The organism is Ferrimonas balearica DSM 9799 (genome assembly GCF_000148645.1).
Taxonomy (GTDB): Bacteria; Pseudomonadota; Gammaproteobacteria; order Enterobacterales; family Shewanellaceae; genus Ferrimonas; species Ferrimonas balearica.
In genome coordinates, this window is record NC_014541.1 from 838,680 (window position 1) to 857,946 (window position 19,267).

Annotated in this window: 13 protein-coding genes and 1 pseudogene; 11 read left to right on the plus strand and 3 right to left on the minus strand. The window is 59.6% G+C overall.

Annotated features, from left to right (window positions below):
* Positions 1–29: 29 nt before the first annotated feature.
* Complete coding sequence (gene tal / locus FBAL_RS03985; RefSeq protein ID WP_013344291.1) at positions 30–986, minus strand: transaldolase; 957 nt, start codon at positions 984–986, stop codon at positions 30–32.
* A 571-nt stretch (positions 987–1,557) separates the two neighbouring features.
* Between tal and FBAL_RS03990 the strand changes: the two genes are divergently transcribed.
* The 5 genes from FBAL_RS03990 to FBAL_RS04010 all read left to right on the plus strand — a co-directional run bounded on the left by FBAL_RS03990 (position 1,558) and on the right by FBAL_RS04010 (position 9,853).
* Complete coding sequence (locus tag FBAL_RS03990) at positions 1,558–3,009, plus strand: alanine/glycine:cation symporter family protein (RefSeq protein WP_013344292.1); 1,452 nt, start codon at positions 1,558–1,560, stop codon at positions 3,007–3,009.
* Between the two features lie 108 nt (positions 3,010–3,117).
* Complete coding sequence (yaaA, locus tag FBAL_RS03995; RefSeq protein ID WP_013344293.1) at positions 3,118–3,894, plus strand: peroxide stress protein YaaA; 777 nt, start codon at positions 3,118–3,120, stop codon at positions 3,892–3,894.
* Positions 3,895–4,552: 658 nt separating this feature from the next.
* Positions 4,553–5,320, plus strand: coding sequence for an outer membrane beta-barrel protein (locus tag FBAL_RS20520; RefSeq protein WP_083771158.1), 768 nt, complete (start codon positions 4,553–4,555; stop codon positions 5,318–5,320).
* Positions 5,317–5,667 (plus strand): OmpA family protein, encoded by a 351-nt coding sequence (locus FBAL_RS20525; RefSeq protein ID WP_216086802.1) that lies wholly within the window; start codon positions 5,317–5,319, stop codon positions 5,665–5,667. The genes FBAL_RS20520 and FBAL_RS20525 overlap by 4 nt, the downstream gene beginning before the upstream one ends.
* On the plus strand, positions 5,660–9,853 hold the full coding sequence (locus FBAL_RS04010) for an Ig-like domain-containing protein (RefSeq protein ID WP_013344294.1): 4,194 nt from the start codon (positions 5,660–5,662) through the stop codon (positions 9,851–9,853). Before FBAL_RS20525 ends, FBAL_RS04010 begins: the two co-directional genes overlap by 8 nt.
* Before the next feature lie 53 nt (positions 9,854–9,906).
* Here FBAL_RS04010 and FBAL_RS04015 read toward each other — a convergent pair.
* Together FBAL_RS04015 and rpsT are read right to left on the minus strand one after the other, a co-directional pair.
* A pseudogene (locus FBAL_RS04015) lies at positions 9,907–11,304 on the minus strand (M20/M25/M40 family metallo-hydrolase).
* Positions 11,305–11,427: 123 nt separating this feature from the next.
* A complete protein-coding gene (gene rpsT / locus FBAL_RS04020) occupies positions 11,428–11,688 on the minus strand; it encodes a 30S ribosomal protein S20 (protein WP_013344295.1) in 261 nt (86 codons plus the stop codon).
* A 270-nt stretch (positions 11,689–11,958) separates the two neighbouring features.
* Here rpsT and murJ point away from each other — a divergent pair, with 270 nt between their 5' ends.
* The 6 genes from murJ to ispH all read left to right on the plus strand — a co-directional run bounded on the left by murJ (position 11,959) and on the right by ispH (position 19,253).
* Complete coding sequence (gene murJ / locus FBAL_RS04025) at positions 11,959–13,515, plus strand: murein biosynthesis integral membrane protein MurJ (protein ID WP_041251177.1); 1,557 nt, start codon at positions 11,959–11,961, stop codon at positions 13,513–13,515.
* A gap of 61 nt (positions 13,516–13,576) precedes the next feature.
* Complete coding sequence (ribF, locus tag FBAL_RS04030) at positions 13,577–14,524, plus strand: bifunctional riboflavin kinase/FAD synthetase (protein ID WP_013344297.1); 948 nt, start codon at positions 13,577–13,579, stop codon at positions 14,522–14,524.
* 14 nt (positions 14,525–14,538) lie between these two features.
* Positions 14,539–17,361: an isoleucine--tRNA ligase gene (ileS, locus tag FBAL_RS04035; protein WP_013344298.1), complete on the plus strand. Its 2,823-nt coding sequence runs from the start codon at positions 14,539–14,541 to the stop codon at positions 17,359–17,361.
* A complete protein-coding gene (gene lspA / locus FBAL_RS04040) occupies positions 17,354–17,878 on the plus strand; it encodes a signal peptidase II (protein ID WP_013344299.1) in 525 nt (174 codons plus the stop codon). Before ileS ends, lspA begins: the two co-directional genes overlap by 8 nt.
* Positions 17,875–18,324: an FKBP-type peptidyl-prolyl cis-trans isomerase gene (gene fkpB / locus FBAL_RS04045; RefSeq protein ID WP_013344300.1), complete on the plus strand. Its 450-nt coding sequence runs from the start codon at positions 17,875–17,877 to the stop codon at positions 18,322–18,324. Before lspA ends, fkpB begins: the two co-directional genes overlap by 4 nt.
* Complete coding sequence (gene ispH / locus FBAL_RS04050; RefSeq protein ID WP_013344301.1) at positions 18,324–19,253, plus strand: 4-hydroxy-3-methylbut-2-enyl diphosphate reductase; 930 nt, start codon at positions 18,324–18,326, stop codon at positions 19,251–19,253. Before fkpB ends, ispH begins: the two co-directional genes overlap by 1 nt.
* Positions 19,254–19,267: the final 14 nt, after the last annotated feature.

Sequence of the window (19,267 nt, forward strand, 5' to 3'; positions counted from 1 at the left end):
CCTGCCAGCCCGGGCGGGTTTCCCTAAGATTAGGCGCTGAGGCGGGCAGTCAGCATGGATTCCAGTTTGCCTTGGTCGATGGCGAAGTTGCGGATGCCTTCGGCCAGCTTCTCTACGGCCATGGCGTCCTGGTTCAGCTCCCAGCGGAACTGCGCTTCGCTCAGCGGAGCCGGACGGGATTCCACTTCACCCTCAAAGCCCAGCTCACGCACCACCTGGATACCGCTGTTTTCCAGCTCTTCCAGCAGGTTGGGGCTGATGGTCAGGCGGTCGCAGCCGGCCAGAGCGAGGATCTCGCCGGTGTTACGGAAGCTGGCGCCCATCACCACGGTGCTGTAGCCGTGGCGTTTGTAGTAGTCGTAGATCTGGCTGACGGATTGTACGCCTGGATCGTCTTTGCCCTGGTAGTCTTCGCCGGTCTTGGCTTTGTACCAGTCGAGGATACGGCCAACAAAGGGGGAGATCAGGTAAACACCGGCTTCGGCACAAGCGCGGGCCTGGGCAAAGCTGAACAGCAGGGTCAGGTTACAGTTGATCCCTTCCTGTTCCAGCTGCTCGGCGGCGCGGATGCCTTCCCAGGTGGAAGCCAGCTTGATCAGGATGCGATCCGGACCCACGCCCGCTTCCTGATACAGGCGCATCAGCTTGCGGGCTTTGGCGATGGAGCCCTGGGCATCAAAGGAGAGGCGGGCATCCACTTCGGTGGAGATGCGGCCCGGGACAATCTTCAGGATCTCCAGACCGATATTGACGGCCAGCTTGTCAGCCGCGTCGTCCAGCTGTTGAGCCGGATCATCACTTTGGGCCTTGGCATAGGCAATGGCATCGGCGATCAGCGGCTCGTACTCCGGGATCTGAGCTGCCTTGAGGATCAGCGAGGGGTTGGTGGTGGCATCTTCCGGCTGGTAGCGGCGGATGGCTTCAATGTCACCGGTGTCGGCAACAATGGTGGTGAGCGCTTTAAGCTGAGACAGTGCGTTTGCCATGGTGATGATTCCGTTGATCGGGCTGAAACCGAGTTATCCAAATTGCAGGTGCCCATTAAAGGCGATCTGACCGCAGAATCCAACTGGAAGTGTAATTAAATTACGGATAAAGCGGTCAATTGACGCCGTAATCCGCAAAGCCAACCGTTGCTTCGTAACAAAAAAACAAACCCAGGGGGCCAAATCGGGACCCTCTGAGCGTCCCTTTCAACTCTAGCCGTAAATGGTATTTCTGCTTTACCAATCCCTCGTGATGGCGCGCACGGAATCCACGAGGGGGTGTTGCGCACTTGTGTTGCTGCGGTGTTGCTTGGGTTGGTGCGGTGTTATCTTAGTGCGGCCCTGTGATCTTGATCACGCGTGCTCGGAAAATTCTTATGCTAATGTGCCGCCTCGATACCGGCGGACCGCGCGTTTTTTAGACGTCGCGAACAAGAACTAAATAGCATTAAACCGCTGGGAACTGGCCAGGAAAGGCTGTGTATCTGGTAATGGAAGTGAAGTAGCCAATCCACGAGGTGGGCCTGCCTGGGTCTGAAACCACCCGTGCTAGCAAGAAGAACGCATAATTATGTTTGAATCAATCGTCAGCGGCATTGAAGCTGCCATTAACGCCACGAACGGCCTGTTATGGGGCAGTTTGCTGATCTATGTACTGGTGGCTGCTGGCCTCCTGTTCACCATTCGTCTCGGCTTTATCCAGCTGCGAATGTTTGGTCACGGTGTAAAACTGGTCCGTCAGGGCCGTGAAAAAACCGACGGCATCTCCTCGTTCCAGGTGTTCTGTACCTCCATGGCCGCCCGTGTGGGTACCGGCAACATGGCGGGTGTGGCTGTGGCCATCACCGTAGGTGGTGCCGGCTCCATCTTCTGGATGTGGCTGATCGCCCTGCTGGGTATGGCCACCGCCTTTGTGGAGTCCACTCTGGCACAGGTGTACAAGGTGAAGGGCGAAGACGGTCTGTACCGTGGCGGCCCGGCCTTCTACATGGAACAGGGTCTGGGCAAGCGTTGGATGGGCAGCCTGTTCTCCGTGCTGCTGATCATCGCCTTCGGTTTTGCCTTTAACTCCGTACAGGCCAACACCATCACCGACGCGGTGCACAACGCCTTTGGCATCGATAAGACTGTGCTGGGCCTGATCATCGTGGCGGCAACCGCCTACATCATCATGGGCGGCCTGCAGAAGGTGGCGAAAGCCTCCGAAGTGATCGTGCCGGTGATGGCGATTGCCTACCTGGCGATTGCCCTGCTGGTGCTGGCCATGAACCTGTCTGAAGTTCCGGCGGCCCTGGCCCTGATCTTCAAGAGCGCGTTCGGCCTGCAGGAAGCGGCTGGTGGTGCCATGGGTGCCATTATGGCGGGTGTGGCTCGCGGCCTGTTCTCTAACGAAGCGGGTATGGGTTCTGCCGCCAACGTTGCGGCCTCTGCCACTCCGAACCCGAACCACCCGGCCTCCCAGGGCTTTGTTCAGATGATCGGTGTGTTCGTGGACACCCTGGTAATCTGTACCGCTTCTGCGGCCATCATCCTGCTGTCCGGCGTACTGGACAACCCGGGTGATGCGGCGGGCATCAGCCTGCTGCAGCTGGCATTGACCAATGAGCTGGGTGGCTGGGCGGCCTACTTTGTGGCCTTCGCCATCATCCTGTTCTGCTTCAGCTCCATCATTGCGAACTACAGCTACGCTGAAACCAACATCATCTTCCTGAGCAAGAGCAAGAAGGTGCTGATGGCGTTCCGTCTGGCGGTGCTGGCGATGGTCATGATCGGCTCTGTGGCTTCCCTGAGCATGGTCTGGAACTTTGCCGACGTCTCCATGGGCCTGATGGCGCTGGTGAACATCGCCGCCATCGTGCTGCTGTCTAAGGTCGCTTTCGCGGTCATCAAGGACTACGAGCTGCAGGTCAAGGCCGGTCAGACTCCGGAGTTTGATGCCAATGCCTTCCCGGCCATTCGTGACCGCCTGGTGTGCGACACCTGGACCAGCGAAACCGAAGGTGAGCAAACCACCGGTCGATAAGCACCGATGGACGCAATCGAAAACCACGCCCCCGGGCGTGGTTTTTTTGTCTCTGGGGCATTGATATAGTGTCCGCCATGGCTTTATTCCGAGCTCAAGGAGCTGCGCATGCTGGCGGTAATCTCACCGGCTAAAAACCTCGATTTTGAAACGCCCCCGCATCTCGATGCCCACAGTCAGCCCCAGATGTTGGACCACGCTGAGCTGTTGATGGAGAGCTGCCGTACCCTGACCCCGGCAGATCTGGCGTCCCTGATGAAGTTGTCCGATAAGCTGGCGGGCCTGAATGCGGCCCGGTTTGCCGACTGGCAGCCCCCGTTTACCCCGGATAACGCCAAGCCCGCGGTACTCGCCTTTAATGGCGACGTATACACCGGCCTGGACGCGACCTCTCTTGATGAGGCACAGCTGGCTTACGCTCAGCAGCACCTGCGTATCCTTTCTGGCTTGTATGGCTTGCTGCGTCCGCTGGATCTGATCCAGCCCTACCGTTTGGAGATGGGCACCAAACTGGCCAATGCCCGTGGTAAAGACCTCTACACCTTCTGGGGGGGGCACATCACCGAGGCGCTGAATGTGGCGCTGGAGCAGCAGGGTGACAGCGTAGTGGTGAATCTGGCGTCCAATGAGTACTTCAAAGCGGTGAAGCCCAAGGCGCTCAATGCCCAGGTGATCACACCGGTGTTCAAAGATCGGAAGAACGGCCAGTACAAGATCATCAGTTTCTACGCGAAAAAAGCCCGTGGCCTGATGGCGCGCTACCTGATTGAGCGGCGCCCGACCCAGCCCAAGGATCTGGAAGCGTTTGACTACGGGGGCTACCGCTTTAGCGCGGCAGATTCGACCGCTGACACGCTGGTGTTTCTGCGCGACGAGCCGGTGTAAACGGCGAGCGCTGAAACGAGATGGACGAACAAAGGGCCCGCTGTATCAGCGGGCCTTTTTTGTGATGGTGAATGGGCGCTCAACCCGGGCAGAGGCGCTCTTGAGTATTAAGGGGCATCATCCGGCAGCTTACGGCCGTGAGAACGTGACCGGCAGAAGCCGACATATTGACTCGACCCACGACCTAATCTGAATGGTCATACCAACCATCCGCCAGTGACTTTTATGTTGTTTGGTTTACGGTTTAATAGCGCAATGTGGGGAATTGTTGATTGAGTACCCTGTAAAAATCGTGATGAGGCTCTCGAACATCATTATCTCCATAATTTCACATTAACTCTATTAACGGTTCGCTCAGGTTAATTTAATTTAATTGAGGGCAATGGCCGCCTGATATTACATTGTGTTATTTGCAATTAAACTTTTTTGCTTTACCCACTGACACAGATGATAAACGCCATATTTTAGATATTTGTGGTGATGGATTCTGCTTTCCCCAAGGTGACATCGGTTGTTGGCGCGATGCCGTAAGTCGATGTTAACCGCGTTCTGATTCGCCCCTTCCCCCAATTTGCTTGGCAGACATGGTTGTTAATTTCGCGTTGGTACAGAGTGTTGCCCAATAAATTTGGACGCGGTGATCAATCAGGGGTATGGAATGTCTTCGAATATTGCATCTTGGCGTTATGAACTCAATTGGGCCAGAGTGGGTTTAAGTCGATGTCGACTGACGTCAATCAGTTCTATTTTGACGTTATTTTTCTGGGGTCTGCTTGGCATAACCGAAGCGAAAGGGGAGGAGTCTGACAGCGGACTCTTCCCCTTTGTGGGTCTCAAAGGTGGGTACCAGTTTGGGCTGGATCAGCGCTATCGCGACCGGGATCCGAATGGGGCGTTAGCGGGGGTCTTTGCCGGGCTTCAGCTGTCGCCATCGTGGCGTTGGGAGTTGGGTTATCAGTACCACGATAAGCTGGTTGCCGATGCCACCGGGGTCACCGTGAAGACTCAGTTATTGGAAAGTGGCTTTCGCTATGATTGGTACTGGCATGAGAATTTTGCTCTCTATGGGCGGCTTGGGGCGGCTTATTGGCAGATGGATAAGGAACGCTCTGGCGCCGCTGAGCTGTCGGACCGGGGCGTGTCTCCCCTTGTGGGCTTGGGGCTGCATTATCAACTGACTCCGAATATGGGGTTGAGTGCAGGTTACCAATACCTGGATGCCATTGGCAGTTCCGCCACCGGGCGATACGACAGTCACGCCATGCTGGTGGAATTCAGTTATCACTTCGGGCGGAGTGCCCCCCCCCCCGACCGGTGCACTCACCGGTATCGCCCCAGCCTGCTGTGGCTCAACTTAAACCTCAAGCCCCTCAATTCGAGTCGATCCCCCCGGACCGGTGGCACCCGCCGGTGCACTATCAGGTGACGTTTGAGTATGACAGAGCGGATTTCACTCCACCGACGGTGGGCGATTGGCCCGGGCTGGTAGGGCTGCTCCGTGAATACCCGCAGGCGAAAGCGACTCTGGTTGGACACACCGATTCCAACGGCTCAACCCGCTACAACCTGGAGTTATCCCTACGGCGGGCAGAAGCGGTCGCCCGGGCGCTGGTAGTGGCCGGTGTGGGGCGGGAACAACTGCGTGTTTATGGCGAAGGGGAATCCAGCCCGGTTGCCAGTAATGCCACCCCGGCGGGACGCGCCCAGAACCGGCGTGTTGAGTTGATTATCGATGAGTTTGAGTATCACCAGGAAGCGGTCACCAATGATTAAGGAAGTAAACGCGCTAATGATGGGGCTCTTTGCTCTGTTAACACTGCTCACAGGATGTCACGCCGAGCGCGCTTTTGATGGTGTTGACGGTGCGAAAGCGAACCCGCTGGTGCGGATTGAGATCACCTCAACCGTTCCGGTGGGAGACGAGAGTGAGCTCTGGGTTGGGGAATCGATGGCGTTTATGGCTACCGGTGTCTACCAGGATGGCGGTCGTCGGGATATCAGCAATCAGGTTACCTGGACCTCAGCCAACTCTGCGGTTGCTGAGATCGCCCCTTCGGGCTTGTTAACCGGACGGGAGCCCGGGAATACCTCGGTGCTGGCCAGCTTTCAGGGCCTCTCCAGTAACGTGGTTGCCGTGCAGGTCAATGCCCTGCAGGTGCTCGCCATTAGTGTCACCCCGGATACCGTCAGCGTCGCTCCGCAAGGCAGCGAACCTTTGACGGCGATGGCCACTTATGGCGACGGCAGCCAGGCGGATGTGACCGAACGGGTCAGTTGGCAGATCGGTGACGAGACGGTGGCGGTGTTGTCTCAGAGCGGGGTTGTGACCGGATTGCAGAACGGCAGCACGACCGCGACGGCGGCGTTGGATGGCGTCAGCAGCAATGTGGTAGCAATAACGGTGAGCGACGGCGGCGGCAGCGGCCTTGGAGGTAATCCTCTGGTCAGCCTTCAGATTACGCCAACGCCGGTCACCACCAACGGCGTCAGTGAGCTGACACTGGCTAAGGGTAACGTTCAGCCTTTTGCCGCAGTGGGGATCTATAAGGATGGCACGTCGGAAACGCTGACCAATAAGGTCAATTGGATTGCCAGCGACTCTGCGGTGGCTGACCTCAGTGCCAAAGGGGTGCTGACGGCACTGAAGCCCGGGAGTATGGTAGTTCGGGCAGAGCTAAGCGGTATCGAGAGCAATGCCGTGACCATCACCGTGACCAGTGCGGTGATCACCGAGATTCAGGTGACGCCGGCTGATGTGGTGCTGGCAAAGGGGCAGGGACGAGCCCTGCGGGCCGTTGCCACCTACAGCGATCACACCAGTGCAGAGATCTCCGAGGCCGTACAGTGGCTGGTGGTCGACAGCGCCATCGTAACCGTGAGCACCCGGGGGGAGTTAACGGCCCACCGAGTGGGGACAACCACAGTCACGGCGGTGTTGGGCGAGGTCAGCAGTAATCCGGTGGCGGTGACGGTCACGGATGCGGTGATCCGCCGTATTCAACTGACGCCCTCTCCAGTTGCGTTGGCCAAAGGCCAGCAGCAGGCGATGACGGCGATGGCGATCTTCAGTGACAACAGCTCGGCCGACATCACTGCCACCGTCAGCTGGATGGTGGCAGACATGGGGATCATCGGGCTCTCGCCCAATGGCATGCTGCGTGCTCTGGAGAAGGGGAGCACCACCCTTTCCGCCAGTCAGAACGGCGTGGTCAGTAATGTGGTGGCGGTGACCGTGAGCGACGCCGTTGTGACAGCGATTCAGGTGACCCCGGCATCCCTGGCCATCGCCAAAGGCAACCGTCGTCAGATGACGGCCCTGGCGACCTACAGTGACAACAGCGTGGCGGACGTCAGTACGATGGTGACCTGGGCATCGATGGACACCGAGGTGGCCACGGTCACGACCACCGGGCTGCTCAGAGGTATGGCCGTGGGCGACACGGAGGTTACGGCGACGCTGGCGGGCATCACCAGCAACCGCGCAGAGGTGGCGGTCAGCGCCGCGGTGGTGACCGCCATTCAGGTCACTCCGGCGTCACTGACGCTCGCCAAAGGCCAGCGGCAGTCGTTGACGGCGATGGCCACCTACAGCGACGGCCACACTCAGGAGGTCACTGACCTGGTCGCCTGGCACGCTGATGATCGCGATGTTGCCACGGTATCCACGGCGGGGGAGTTGGTGGCAGTCGATGTCGGCAATACCGAAGTGACCGCCTGGTTGGATGGGGTCCAAAGCAATGGGGTTTCGGTTGAGTTGACGGCGGCGGTGATCACCGCACTTCAGGTAACGCCTTCGCCTCTGTCATTGGCCAAAGGGCGACAACAGCCTCTCGTTGCCACCGCCCGTTACAGTGATAACACCACCGCCAATGTGACCTCATCAGCGACCTGGGTCTCGGCGGATACGGCTCGGGTGACGGTGACGGCAACCGGCTTGCTGAGCGCGGTGGGTCTGGGCGATACCACGGTGACCGCCAGCTTGTCCGGCGTCACCAGCAACCGCGTGGCAGTGACGGTGACCGCTGCGGTGATCACGGCCATTCAGGTGACGCCATCGCCGGTGCAACTGGCCAAGGGCAATCGTGCTGATCTGACCGCGATGGCCAGCTACAGCGATGGTACCAGCGCGGATGTGACCGCTTCGGTGGCCTGGCGCTCCGCGGACACTGCCATTGCGACCGTGGCCGATACCGGCCAGTTGACCGCTGTGGCAGCGGGCAGCACATCGGTGACAGCGAGACAGGCCGGGGTGACCAGCAACGTGGTTCAGGTTGAGGTTGGTGCGGCGGCGATCACCGCGATTCAGGTGACGCCAGCCGCGGTTACTCTGGCCAAGGGGAACGGCACACAACTTTCTGCGATGGCCACCTACAGCGACGGCACCACAGTTGATGTTACGACAGAAGTGGATTGGATATCCCAGCAGAGCGGCGTTGCGACCATTACCGCCAGCGGGCGACTGCAGGGGGTCGCTCAGGGTTCAACCCGGATTACGGCCAGTAAAGGCGGCGTCAGCAGTAACGCTGTGCCCGTGGAGGTGACGACTGCGGTCATCACGGCAATTCAGGTGACCCCGGCATCACTGTCTCTGGCGAAAGGAGCAAGGGAATCACTGGTTGCCACGGCCATCTACAGCGATGGGTCCAGTGTCGACATCTCCACGTCCGCATCCTGGGTTTCGACGGAGACTGGGGTCGCGACGATCACGGATTCCGGACTGCTGAGCGCGGTAGCACAAGGCACCAGCGCGGTGACGGCGGCCAAAGAGGGTGTGATCAGCAATACCGTCGGTGTGACGGTGACCGCCGCTGTTGTTGTGTCCATCGATGCCAAGCCGGACCTGCCGGGTCTGGAGATCGTCAAGGGGTTGACCGGACAAGCGACAGCAGAGGCCACCTACAGTGATGGCACCAAGGCTGATGTCACCAGTCTGGTGGCCTGGCAGTCGACAAATACGGGATTAGCGACGGTCAGCACGACTGGGTTGGTTTCCGGGGTAGCTTCGGGGGAAACCACAGTGACAGCCGCTTACCGTGGCTACAGCGACACGGTAAAGGTGGTGGTCAGTGCTGCGCAACTGGTTGAAGTGATCCTGGCACCATCGCCGCTGAGCCTGATGCAGGGCCAGAGTCAAAACCTTACCGTCACCGGTCGTTACAGTGATGGTACCCAGCAGGATTTGTTGGCTGGCAGTCAGAGCATCAGCTGGAGTGTGGGTGATGGCACGCTGCTGTCGGTCAGCGATGGAGGGGTGATCACAGCCGGTTCCACGACGGGTTCCACCACCTTGGGAGCGATCGTTGATGGCATCAGCAGCAATCAGGTCGATGTCACTGTGAGCCAGTTAGTGAGTGTTTGCGGCCATACCCAGGGTAATCCCATCGGCACCGGTCCTGGTGGGGGGATCAATGACACCGATAGCTTTAACGGTTTTGGCGACTGCCTGAAGGTTCGCCAGATTACCGACCCAAATGACGGTGTTGATAAGTGGTTTTCTGGTGCGGCATCGACGAATTTTGCCGGAGGTTTGGGTTATCAGCAGCAGGACAGCGCTGACAACAGTGGCGATACCTATGGGGAGACGTTTCATACTGGGATCTATGCCGGTTTCCGCCATGATGGGCAGGGCGTTGCCGGCCCTGCCAGTGGTGATGAGAGTGTGGCCAGTGTTGGTGGTCAGGCGGATCGCTGGTGTCAGAAACTTGCTGCCATTGGTTTTGCTGGCCGCGACAACTGGCGTCTGGCCACACTGGCAGAGCTTATCGCGTTGTATGAGTATGATAATGCGGCTGATGAGAGTTTGTACTCCCGATTTGGCTGGCCCTATTCCCGTGTGTACTGGAGTCAGTCGCTTGAAGGCACATCGGGATACCAGATTGTGGATATGAATGATGGCACTCAAAGCAGTTTGAGTGAGAGTGAGAGTGCATATACGCCCTGCGTGGCTCCCCTGCCGTAACGTCCAGAAAACCAAATAAAAAGGCCCGCACTCCGCGGGCCTTTTTTGTGGCGTTAATTCCCGGTGGGGGGAATGGGCCGCAACTCGCTGTTGGCGTTGGCCATCAGCCAGGCAAACAGGGTGTAGACCGTGGTGCTCTGCTTTAAGGACTCGGGTTTGACCTTATCCAGGGTGTCATCGGGCGTGTGGTGGTAATCGAAGTAGTCGGTGCCATCCATGTTCAGCCCGGCGACGGGGACGCCCAGGGGCGGCAGTACCGACACATCCGGGCCACCCCAGCTTTAGTTATGGCCCAGGCTGACGCCCAGCGGCGCCAGCTGCTCCACCAGGGCCTCGATGGCGGGGCGGGCGGCTTCGTTGACCCGGCTGTCGAGGCGATAGATGGGGCCGGCACCAAAGTCCGCTTCAGCGGCGATGTAGTGTTGGTCGAGCTTATCCTGGTGGGCATCGCGGTAGGCTTTGGCGCCAATCAGGCCAATCTCTTCAGCGGCATACAACACCACCCGAATGGTGCGCTCGGGACGCTGTTTCAGCGCCATGATGTGCTCGGCGGCAGCGGTAACAATGGCGACTCCAGCGCCGTCATCCAGCGCTCCGGTGCCTTCGTCCCAGGAATCCAGGTGAGCGCCAATCAGCACGATCTCCTCCGGCTTGCTGGCACCGCGGATCTCGCCAATCACGTTGTAACTGGTGCTTTCCCCCTTATCCATCGCTTCCAGCTCCAGTTTGACCTGGATGTCATCCTGGCGGGCCAGCATGCGGGTCAGTTGGTCTGCATCTGGCGGTGAGATGGCGGCAGCGGGAATGCGGGCCACGTCGTCGACGTAGCGCATCACGCCGGTGTGGGCAAAGCGGTGGCTGCTGGTGCTGACGCTGCGCAGCAACAGGCCAACGGCACCTTTCTTGGCCGCCTCGACTGCGCCAATCCCCCGGGCCTTAACAACAGGGCCGTAACCGCGGCCATCCTTGTAGCGTTCCATTTTGTGGTCGATAAACACCAGCTTGCCTTTCACCTGAGCCGGATCCGCAGCCTGCAGGTCAGCCAACGTGGCGAATCGGATAATGCCGGCCTCAATGCCGCCCTCCGGTGTGGCCACGGAGTTACCCAGAGCGGTGATCACCAGCGGCTGAGGAAAGGGCAGGGTGACTTTCGCGTCGGCAAAACCGCGCTCCCAGTGAGGGACAGTAACCGGCTCAAGTCGGACGGCGTCAAAACCCATGGCCTCAAAACGGGCCTTGGCCCAGGCCACCGCACGGGCGTCGGCTTCGGTACCGGCCAGGCGCGGTCCCACCTCGGTGGTCAGGGATTCCAACACCTGCCAGGCCGCATCACTTTGTTCCGCGTGTTGGCGCAGCGCATCGCTGTGTTTCAGGGTGGCGTTGTCGAAAGGTTGGGCGAGGGTGCTGGAGACCATCAGGCCAGCAGCGATCAGGGAGAGTGCGCGTAACATCCTTATCCTTGTTATTGTTATGCTGAAACCGTGGAGGCGTCAGAGTAACAGAAAGGTTGTACGCTGTCAGACAGGCACAAAAAAACCGGCCTAAGCCGGTTTTTTTCCGCATCAAAGTTCTGATTACAGAGCTTTGATTTGCGCAGCCAGGCGGCTCTTGTGGCGAGCTGCCTTGTTTTTGTGGATCAGGCCTTTGGTGGCCATACGATCCAGGATCGGCTGGGCGGCGTTGAACGCTTCGGTAGCGGCGGCTTTGTCGCCAGTGGCGATAGCGGCTACTACTTTCTTGGTGAAGGTGCGCATCATGGAACGACGGCTAGCGTTGTGTTGACGACGCTTTTCGGCCTGGATGGCGCGCTTCTTAGCAGACTTGATGTTAGCCAAGTGCAAACTCCTAAAAACGGTGCTGTCTGGTTTCTCAGAAAGGTCGCGAATTTACTTTTTTTGCCCATCTTTGTCAATGACAATGTGCAAATAAGCGTCAACCCAAGGTGGACTCAGGACCAATCTTGGCGTTCCACGACCCATCTAGTTTAAGATGGGCCGAAATTCTAGCAGCATTACTGCCCCGGCAACAGGGGCAGCGTGCCTTTTTTTCTATCTGATGCGAGGTTCGGCTTCTGAGCCTCGCCTTTTTACTTTGGGACCACGTCATTGAGTAAGAGATTGGTGCGCTCCGGGCTGGTAGTGAGCGCCATGACCCTGGTGTCCCGTGTACTGGGACTGGTGCGGGATGTGGTGGTGGCCAACCTGATGGGGGCCGGCGCTGCTGCCGACGTCTTCTTCCTGGCCAATAAAATCCCCAACTTTCTGCGCCGACTGTTTGCCGAAGGGGCGTTTGCCCAGGCGTTTGTGCCGGTACTGACTGAGTACCAGCAGCAGCGGGAACCGAATGAAGTGCGGGAGCTGATTGCTAAGGTGAGCGGTACCCTCGGGGGCATCGTTACCCTGGTGACCCTGTTCGGGGTGGTGGCTTCACCGGTGCTGGCGGCGCTGTTTGGGACTGGCTGGTTCCTGGCCTGGCTGGGGGGGGAGCCCGAAGGCGCCAAGTTCCTGCTTGCGTCATTGATGTTGAAGATCACCTTTCCCTATCTGTGGTTCATCACTCTGACGGCGTTGGCCGGTGCCATCCTCAATACGCTGGGGCGGTTTGCCGTGGCGGCCTTTACCCCGGTGTTTCTTAACATCGCCATCATCGGCTGTGCCATCTGGTTGTCGCCAGAGCTGGAGCGACCGGAGTTGGGTCTGGCCTGGGGCGTGTTCCTTGGTGGTCTGATCCAGTTCCTGTTCCAGATCCCCTTCCTATATAAGGCCAACATGCTGGTTCGGCCTCAGTGGGGCTGGAGCCATCCGGGCGTTACCAAGATCCGCACCCTGATGATCCCGGCGATGTTTGGTGTGTCGGTCAGCCAGATCAACCTGCTGTTTGATACTCTTATTGCCAGCTTCCTGATGACCGGTTCCATCAGCTGGCTTTATTACTCTGACCGCTTGCTGGAGTTTCCCCTTGGCTTATTCGGCATCGCCATTGCTACGGTGATCCTGCCGGCGCTGTCCAAAGATAAGGCCAACGATGACCCCACCCGCTTTACCCAGACGCTGGACTGGGGCGTGCGTTCGGTGCTGTTGGTGGGGATCCCGGCGATGTTGGGGCTGATGGTGTTGGCCCAGCCGATGCTGATGGTGCTGTTTATGCGCGGTGAGTTCTCCATCACCGACACGCAGATGGCGTCCATGAGTTTGCTGGCTTACGCCTCGGGTCTGCTCAGCTTTATGCTGGTTAAGGTGCTGGCGCCCGGCTACTACGCCCGCCAGGACACCAAGACACCGGTGCGCTACGGCATCATCGCGATGGTGGCCAATATGGGCTTCAACCTGGCGCTCGCCATCCCCTTCGGTTACGTCGGGCTGGCTCTGGCCACCTCCGCGTCGGCCACCCTGAACGCCTTGCTGCTCTACCGTGGCTTGCGCCAGCAGGGGGTGTATCAACTCAGTGGCCAGACGCTGGCGCAGATTGCCCGGATGGCCCTGGCCGGTGGCGTAATGGCAGCGATGTTGCTCTGGTTGTCACCGTCGGAAGCGGGCTGGCTGGCACTGAGCTTCAGTGAGCGGGTGATGACCCTGTTCGGGCTGATTGGTCTGGGGGCGGTCAGTTACGGCGGGAGCCTGCTGTTGTTTGGCTTGCGTCCACGGCAGTTAAAGAGCCTGTGATCTGGCCCCTCGGCTGGGGTATAATCCGGCGATTTTCGAAGCAAAGACAAGCAACAGGTTCATGGAGTTAATTCGCGGGATCCACAACCTGGCCGATCGGCATCGCGACTGCGTGCTGACCATCGGCAATTTTGATGGGGTGCACCGGGGCCATGCTGCGGTGATCAACCGACTGGTGTCGCTGGCCCGACAGTACGGGGTACCGGCGACGGTGATGGTGTTTGAGCCCCAGCCCCAGGAGTATTTCCGTGGCGAGGCGGCCCCGGCGCGCCTCAATCTGTTGCGGGACAAACTGGACCGTCTGGCCGAGCTGGGCGTGGACCGGGTGCTGTGCGTCCGCTTTGACGCGCGCTTTGCCGGCTGGGAAGCGGAGGACTTTGTCCAGCAGTTGCTGGTGGATAAGCTGGCCATCCGTTACCTGGTGGTGGGCGATGATTTCTGCTTTGGCCGGGCGCGTCGTGGTAACTTTGCTTTTCTGCAGGCGGCAGGGGCCAAACATGGCTTTGCCGTGGAAGATACCGCCAGTTGCCGGTTGGGGCAGGAGCGGATCTCCTCTACCCTGATCCGTAATGCACTGGCCAGTGGTGAATTGGCGAGCGCTGAGCGGATGCTGGGCCATCCTTACCAGATAAGTGGCCGGGTGGCGCACGGCGATAAGCTTGGGCGCACCATCGGTTTTCCCACTGCCAATATTCTGCTGAAGCGCACTGTGGTGCCGATCAGCGGTGTATTTGCCGTCAGGGTTCAAACCGAGGACGGCCAGTGGCACGATGGGGTCGCCAATGTGGGCCGTCGGCCCACGGTGTCCGGCCAGCAATGCCGACTGGAAGTCCACCTGTTTGATTTTAACGCTGACCTGTATGGTCAGCATCTGCATGTCCGGCTGCACAGCTGGCTGCGAGACGAACACGCTTTCCCCTCTCTTGAGGCGCTGAAAGCCCAGATCCGACTGGATGCGGAGCGCGCTCAAACCGCCCTGCGTGTCCCGGAATATACTGAAAACCGATGATGGTGTAAGGATCGATGGTCGATTACAAAACTACGCTGAACCTTCCTGAGACCGATTTCCCGATGCGCGGCAACCTTGCCCAGCGGGAGCCGGAAATGTTGAAACAGTGGAATGAGAAGGGGCTGTACAAGGCGATCCGTGCCAGCCGCCAGGGCGCCAAGCCCTTCATTCTGCACGATGGCCCTCCGTACGCGAATGGCGACATTCACATCGGCCACTCGGTCAACAAGATCCTCAAGGACATCATCATTAAGGCCAAGACGCTGTCTGGCTTTGACGCGCCCTACATCCCGGGTTGGGATTGCCACGGCCTGCCGATCGAACTGAAGGTTGAGCAGAAAGTGGGCAAGCCGGGCCAGAAGGTGTCTGCCGCCGAATTCCGTCAGAAATGCCGCGAGTACGCCAAAACTCAGGTGGAAGGCCAGAAAGCCGACTTTATCCGCCTTGGTGTACTGGGTGAGTGGGATAAGCCCTACCTGACCATGGATTTTGGCACCGAAGCCAACATCATTCGCTCCCTGGCCAAGATCATCGACAACGGCCACCTGCACAAAGGTGCGAAGCCGGTGCACTGGTGTACCGATTGTGGTTCCGCCCTGGCGGAAGCCGAGGTGGAGTACGAGGACAAAACCTCTCCGGCCATCGACGTGCGCTTCAAGGCGGACGACGCCAAACTGGTGGCGGACAAGTTTGATTGCGCCGAAGGCCACCAGGGCCAGGGTCCGATCTCAACCGTGATCTGGACCACCACCCCGTGGACGCTGCCGGCCAACCGCGGCATCGCCGTACACCCGCAGGTGCAGTACGCGCTGGTGCAGGTGGAAGGCGACCAGCCTGAGCGCCTGATCCTGGCCGCTGATCTGGTGAAGTCCGTGATGGACCGCGCCGGCATCGAGCACTTCCACAACCTGGGCTACTGCCTGGGTGCCGACCTTGAGCTGCAGCAGTTCCACCATCCGTTCTACGACATGATGGTACCGGTGGTACTGGGCGACCACGTCACCACCGATTCCGGTACCGGTGCCGTGCACACCGCCCCTGGCCACGGTCAGGACGACTTCGTGGTGGGCAACAAGTACAACCTGGAAGTGGCTAACCCGGTCGGCAATAACGGTGTCTACCTGCCGGATACTCCGCTGTTCGCGGGCAAGCACGTTTTCAAAGCTAACGACGACGTGATTGAGGTACTGAAGGAGAAGGGCGCGCTGCTGCACCATGAAGCCCTGCGTCACAGCTACCCGCATTGCTGGCGCCACAAGACCCCCATCATCTTCCGTGCCACCCCGCAGTGGTTTATCTCCATGGATCAGGCTGGCCTGCGCAGCCGCTCCCAGCAGGAGATTGACCAGGTGCAGTGGATTCCGGATTGGGGTCAGGCCCGCATCCAGACCATGGTGGAGAACCGTCCGGACTGGTGTATCTCCCGTCAGCGCACCTGGGGTGTGCCGATCGCCCTGTTCGTCCACAACGAGACCCAGGCCCTGCACCCGCGCAGCGTTGAGCTGATGGAGCTGGTGGCCCAACGGGTGGAAGCCGAAGGCATCCAGGCCTGGTGGGATCTGGACGCAGCGGAACTGCTGGGCGACGAAGCCGAGCACTACAGCAAGGTTCAGGACACCCTCGACGTGTGGTTTGACTCCGGTGTGACTCACCACTCCGTAGTCGACGCCCGTGAAGAGTTCCATGGTCACAGCCCGGATCTCTACCTGGAAGGTTCCGACCAGCACCGCGGCTGGTTTATGTCGTCACTGATCTCTTCCGTGGCGATGAAAGACGCGGCCCCCTACAAGCAGGTGCTGACCCACGGCTTCACCGTGGACGGCAAAGGCCGCAAGATGTCCAAGTCTCTGGGCAACGTGATGAGCCCGCAGCAGGTGGTCAACAAGCTGGGTGCCGACATTCTGCGTCTGTGGGTGGCCTCTACCGATTACACCGGTGAGATGACCGTTTCCGACGAGATCCTCAAGCGTTCCGCGGACGCCTACCGTCGTATCCGTAACACCTCCCGCTTCCTGCTGGCTAACATGAGCGGCTTCAACCCCGCGACTGACATGGTAGCGCTGGAAGAGATGGTGGCGCTGGACCGCTGGATCGTGGCCCGTGCCCACGCCCTGCAGGAAGAGATCGTGGCGGCTTACGAGTCCTACAACTTCCACCAGGTCAGCCAGAAGCTGATGCACTTCTGCTCCATCGAGCTGGGCAGCTTCTACCTCGACATCATCAAAGACCGTCAGTACACCGCCAAGGGCGACAGCCTGGCGCGCCGCTCCTGTCAGAGCGCGTTGTACCTGATCACCGAAGCGATGGTGCGCTGGATGGCGCCGGTAATGAGCTTTACTGCCGACGAGATCTGGCAAGCCCTGCCGGGCGAGCGCGAGCCCTTCGTGTTTACCCAGGTATGGTTTGATGGCCTGGCGCCGATGGCAGAAGACGCTGCGGTCAGCAACGCCCAGTGGGACCAGCTGGTCGAGGTTCTGGCTGAGGTGAATAAACGTCTTGAGCAGGCTAAGTCCGAGGGCATCAAAAACCGCCTGGAAGCGGAAGTGACCCTGTACGCCGATGGTGAGCTGCTGGCGCTGCTGGAGAAACTGGGCGACGAACTGCGCTTCGTTCTGATCACCTCCGAAGCCCGGGTGCGTCCGCTGGCGGAAGCTGGCGATGCCGCAGACACCGCCATCGAAGGCGTTAAGCTGGCTCTGACCAAAACCGAGGCGGCCAAGTGTGAACGCTGCTGGCACCACCGTGCTGAAGTGGGCACCATCGACGCCCACCCGACCCTGTGTGGTCGCTGTGTGAGCAACGTAGACGGCGAAGGAGAGCAGCGTCAGTATGCTTAAAGAACTGTGGGCCAAGCGGCCGCAATCGTGGCAGGCGTCCGGATGTAAGTGGGTGTGGGTCGCCGTGGTGGCTCTGGTGATCGATCAGGTCACCAAGATCTGGGCCAGCACCAGCCTGACCTACATGGATCCGGTGCCGCTGATGCCCTACCTCAACCTCTTCTACGTGCATAACGAAGGGGCCGCGTTCAGCTTCCTGGCCAACGCCGGGGGCTGGCAGCGTTGGGGCTTTGCGGTGTTCGCCCTCGCGGTTTCCGCTGGCCTGCTGTTTATGCTTCGCACTCAGAGTGCGGGGCTGAAGCGACTGAATCTGTCTTACGCCCTGATCCTGGGCGGTGCCATCGGCAACCTGATCGACCGGGTGCTGTACGGCTACGTGATCGACTTTATCGACTTCTACGTCGGTAACTGGCACTGGCCGGCGTTCAATATCGCCGACAGCGCCATCTGTGTGGGGGCGGGCCTGATGATTCTGGACGCCTTCCTGCAGCCGAAACACACGGAGGAGGCCAAATGAGCCAAGTGGTAGTGGGCCCTGGCGCCCAGGTATTTATGCATTTCACCGTTGAGCTGCCGGATGGCAGCGTGGCGGACAGCACCCGTGCGCATGGCAAACCGGCGCGCCTGACCCTGGGCGACGGCAGCCTGAGCCCGGGTATGGAAGCGGAACTGATGGGTCTGAGCAAGGGCGATAAAAAGCGCTTTTCTCTGGCCCCGGAGCACGCCTTTGGCCACGCCAACCCGGACAACATCCAACATCTGGATCGCAGCCAGTTTGCGGCTGATGCGGATCTCTCTGAAGGCACCATCATGGCCTTCACTGCGGCCGATGGTAACCAGTACCCGGGCGTGATTCGGGCAGTGGAAGGTGACTCTGTCACCGTGGATTTCAATCATCCGCTCGCCGGTCAAACCGTGCTGTTCGATGTTGAGATCCTCGACATCGTGTCCAAGGAGGCGTGATGAAAGTCCTGCTGGCTAACCCGCGCGGCTTCTGCGCCGGCGTGGACCGCGCCATCAGCATCGTTGAGCGTGCGCTGGAACTGTTCGAAAAGCCGATCTACGTTCGTCATGAAGTGGTGCACAACCGCTACGTGGTGGATGGCCTGCGCCAACGGGGTGCGGTGTTTGTGGATGAGCTGCACGAAGTGCCGGATAACGCCATCGTGATCTTCAGTGCTCACGGGGTGTCCCAGCAGGTACGGGAAGAGGCCAAAGATCGCGGCCTTAAGGTATTTGACGCCACCTGTCCGCTGGTGACTAAGGTGCACATGCAGGTCACGCGCGCCAGTCGCAAGGGCATCGAGTGTGTTCTGATTGGCCACGCCGGTCACCCTGAGGTGGAGGGCACCATGGGGCAGTACGACAATGCCGATGGCGGCATCTACCTGGTGGAGTCGCCCGAGGATGTGGCGGCGATGCAGGTTAAGGATGAGCGTAACCTGACCTTTGTTACTCAGACCACCCTGTCGATGGACGATACCGCCGAAGTGATCGATGCGCTCAAGCGTCGCTTCCCGGAAGTGGAGGGGCCGCGTAAGGATGACATCTGTTACGCCACCCAGAACCGACAGGATGCGGTGCGTGAACTGGCACTGCAGTGTGATCGGGTGCTGGTGGTGGGGTCGAAAAACTCCTCCAACTCCAACCGTCTGCGCGAGTTGGCTCAGAAGTCCGGTACGCCGGCCTACCTGATTGACGGTGCTGAGGACATTCAGCCGGAGTGGCTGGAAGGCGCAGCCCGAATCGGGGTCACCGCGGGGGCATCCGCTCCTGAGGTGTTGGTTCAGGGGGTGATTGATGCCCTGAAACAGCAGGGCGCCGAAGCGGTGGAAGAGGCCAGTGGCCGGGAAGAGAATGTGGTGTTCCACGTTCCGGCTGAATTGCGCTAACCGCTCTCCTGTCT